The sequence below is a fragment of the Planctomycetia bacterium genome (assembly GCA_034440135.1).
GTDB lineage: Bacteria > Planctomycetota > Planctomycetia > Pirellulales > JALHLM01 > JALHLM01.
On sequence record JAWXBP010000029.1, the window covers coordinates 1 to 3,493 of the forward strand.

Below are 3,493 nucleotides of genomic sequence, written 5' to 3' on the forward strand. Positions count from 1 at the left end.
ACTCGCTACGAAAAACTGAAACAAACATTTCTGGCAATCATCCAACTGGCCCTCGGATTCATCCGCCTAAAGCGGATTTAATCGTCAACAGAGCCTAGTTATCGAGGAAATGTCGAGACGATTTTCGCGAATGCATCTTCCTCGTCCGCCGTGTTGTCGGATTTCGATCGACGCATGCTCGCATTTCTCTATGGATACTGCTCGCCTGGGGCGGAACGCGCAATGGTCACGAAGATGTTCGCGGAACACTGGCCCAACGTGAGTCTGAGCATGACTCGCGAAAGGAATATGGCGGGAAGCGGCGACGTCGTACGAAAGAAGTAAGCCCAAAACGCCGAGGACGAATGTTGGCATTGCTATGGCTCTACGATCAAATTGAATCGGGCAAAGTCAGTTTCAGAAAGGCTGGTCCGGCGATACGGCTGTGCGTACGCGTAATACCCGAAATGGTGCCAAATACCCGCGAAGAGTAAGCACTTACGACGTCAAATGCAATGGTTTGCAAATGATCCTGGATTTGCGTAGATTATTGCCCAGACGCTACTTGCATGCATTCGGCTAGATCGTGGAACTGCCCCTGTTAACCGCATTGTCGTTGGTTCGAGTCCTACCGGGGGAGCTTGGCTCTGTTGCACCGTGTCGCATGTTGCCGCAACCCCCGGCAATTCCAGGGGTTGCGGCGTGAGAGCTAGTACCGCTTGCGACTCCTGGCGATCATTTGCGTGCGCCTGCTGCGCCGCTTTCTGCGCCACCGGCCCGTTTGCCTGGTCGAAATCAGCATCTGTGACCTGAAGGTAATGCTTCGCCGCCACCGCCTGACTGTTGCCAATCCAATCGCAAACGACGTGGATGGGGTGCGTCTGGGTCAGCTCAGTCTGCCGGGTGGCCCGCAAGTTGTGCCACAGTTTCGGCCAAGGCTTCAGCCCAGCCTTGCGAATGATTCGCTCAAGTTGCGTCCGCAGATTGCTATTCCTGTCCCGATAGCCGGTGATCACGAACTCGGTTCCGGGTTGGGCTTCGTCAAATGCCGCTTCTAGATGACTCCTCAGTTCTGGAAACAACGGGATGACGCGCGATTCCTTGCCCTCATGATGGGCCGTTTTGGGAGAATGGACAGTCAGCCGGCCCAGCGCCCAATCCACGTCTCCCCATCGAACGCCCAAGTGTTCGCTTGGACAACGCAAGCCACCAAATCGCGACAGAGCGAACAACAACCTCCATTCAGCGCTTGGACAGGCCTCTAGGACCTTCTGTGCCATGTCCTCGGTCACAAAGAAGTCGCGCTCTCGGTTTGCCTGGACATTGCACCCTTTCATATCACCAAAGGGGTTTTCGGAGATCATCCGCTTACGAGTGGCGGCCCGGAAGAACTGCTTAGCCCGTCCACAGATCCGTCGAACTGTGTTGTCGCCGAGTCGCGTGAGAAGATGCAAACGGAATTCGTCGGCATCGCCCGGCGTGACCTCCTCCAAAGGCTTGTCTGCCCCGAAGAATTTGAGCACGTCGACCATGGCGCGCTCAAGGTGCGCTCGCGTGTTAGGCTTCACGTCAGTTCTGCTGGCAATGTACTCAGTCAGGAACGGTCCGAGAGCGAGGACGGTTTTTGTGGTTGGCCTTGGGATAAGCCCCACGCGCGTCAGTTTGTCCGCCAACCGGGCATCGAGTTCCGCAATCCAATGCGCCGTGTCCGCGGCGACCGCATTCCCAGTCAGCTTGGCCACCAGCAATTGCTCGACGCGCAACTTTACGGCCTCAGCGTCGCGTTGGGACGCCTTGCCGAGCCGTATAGTCATCCGCCGGCCATTCGGCCCCGCAAACAGAATCCGACGTCGCCCTCCCGGGTCGCGCGAAATGCTCGCCATACGTCACTTCCCTTCCGCTACGGGCTCCCCGCCCAGGTGGATGTTGACTTACAAAAATCCGACGGAGGCATTCAAGCGTTTCGAAATGCTGTGAAGTCCGCTGGAGAACTAGACGAGCGGCCCTTCGCTGATGACGGTTTGCTAGCGCAGACCTTCCGCATGCTTGGGTTCTCGGTGATGCTTTCCGATCTGTCTAACATACGTTCACCGTATCTATTATGCGACTGTTTGCGACGAAGGCACCTAGCTGCCCTCCTGACGCACCGTTGCGTCCGGCGTGCTCGCAGTCGTCTCGACCTTCGCGCATGCGTCCTGGCTCAAGCGCGGCGTCGACCGCGGGGCCTGCGTATAACTGGCCAAGCGATTCTCCGTTGCCTCAACGGATGCGACCTCGGCGTCAGTTGGAATCACGAACGACCAGGTTGCTCGCAAATCTCGCTTGCGCCGTCGTGGCTGTGGCGCCGGCGCGGGAGATTTCAATTTCCCAACTTGAGCCGGCTCCACGATGGTGTTGTCGTCTAAGTCGAGGTCGCTCATGTTCCTCTCCTTGCGTGACTTGCCTTGATCCGTTCCGCGTGCCGCAAGAAACGGCGCGACGCAGTCGGTGGATTGCAGTGGTGGCAACGCCATTCGCCTAACATGGTTTGCCACAGCTCCAGGCTGCCGCATACCGCGCATGGCGGTGCCGGCCAATCATCGAGGGCGTCGCTCCATCCCGACGTCGTTGCGTACGGCTGTTCGTCGGCCCAGGGGACATCATTAGCACTCAACGGAGTGGAGCTGGGAGGGGATTCGACTTCGTTAACCACGTAGCTGAGTGTGTGCTGCGAGGTCCCAGGGCTTGTCAACGTCGGGATTTCGGCCGGTGCGGGGCCGTTTTTTTTCGGGGGAACAACTGGGTCCGCCAGCCAAGCTGGCAAAAGGGAATGATACGCTTGATTCGCATGATTCGCGCACCACGTCATTGGACGTGCCATTTCATTTTCAGTTGCGACATTCGCGTTCATGGCGCCCATAATGATTCCTCTACACGCCACACGTGCTTTCCATTGATGTGCGTATCATGCGTATCAGTGAGTACCGTCATCGTCACTCGGCGTACGCAACCGAATACCCCCGTAGGTCCTCACAGGCCTGCCCGAAACGCGGTGTCGGGGGTGCGTCAACTTGAGTCCGGGGACGTACGCACGGATTGACTTTCCGAAGTCCTGCTCTCGGCCAGCGTCTTTCCAGCCACGCTCCTCCGTCCAGGCCTTCCATTCCCCGAACAAATCCGCGACGGGAATGGCGGCATTTAACTCGCCAACCACGCATCGCTCCCGCACGAACGCAGAAACGGGGCTCGCCAAGTCCGACAGCTCGCCGAGGAGTTCCTCACCGGCCTGCGGTTGCACAAAGTACCCTCGCTCGGTCAGTCGGCTCCAGCCGTCGATCGCCCAGAGAAGTATCGAGGGGAGTTCATCCAACAGCCGGGCCGTCAAGGAGCGATCCTCACGCCCATAGAACGAATGGGTGAACGGCAGGATCAACATGTGTAAACGGCGCTCGAAGAGTGCAGCGCTTGGCGGGTTACCGATGGTCGGTCGAAAAGTGTAGTGCTCATGTTCCCTTCCGCGGATTCGTGACCGAGA

The 3,493-nt window shown here is 58.1% G+C and carries 3 protein-coding genes; all 3 read right to left on the reverse strand.

Annotation, left to right across the window (positions count from 1 at the left end):
• Window positions 1–485: 485 nt before the first annotated feature.
• The gene (locus SGJ19_01435; GenBank protein ID MDZ4778897.1) at window positions 486–1,742 is read right to left on the reverse strand and encodes a tyrosine-type recombinase/integrase; all 1,257 of its coding nucleotides are present in this window, start codon (window positions 1,740–1,742) and stop codon (window positions 486–488) included.
• 363 nt (window positions 1,743–2,105) lie between these two features.
• On the reverse strand, window positions 2,106–2,399 hold the full coding sequence (locus SGJ19_01440; protein MDZ4778898.1) for a hypothetical protein: 294 nt from the start codon (window positions 2,397–2,399) through the stop codon (window positions 2,106–2,108).
• Window positions 2,400–2,932: 533 nt separating this feature from the next.
• Window positions 2,933–3,493 (reverse strand): hypothetical protein (locus tag SGJ19_01445; GenBank protein MDZ4778899.1); only part of this gene is annotated, 561 nt, incomplete at its 5' end.

Coding starts and splice junctions, on each gene's coding strand:
- SGJ19_01440 (MDZ4778898.1), bottom strand. CDS start 2,399: ATGAGCGACCTCGACTTAGACGACAACACCATCGTGGAGCCGGCTCAA.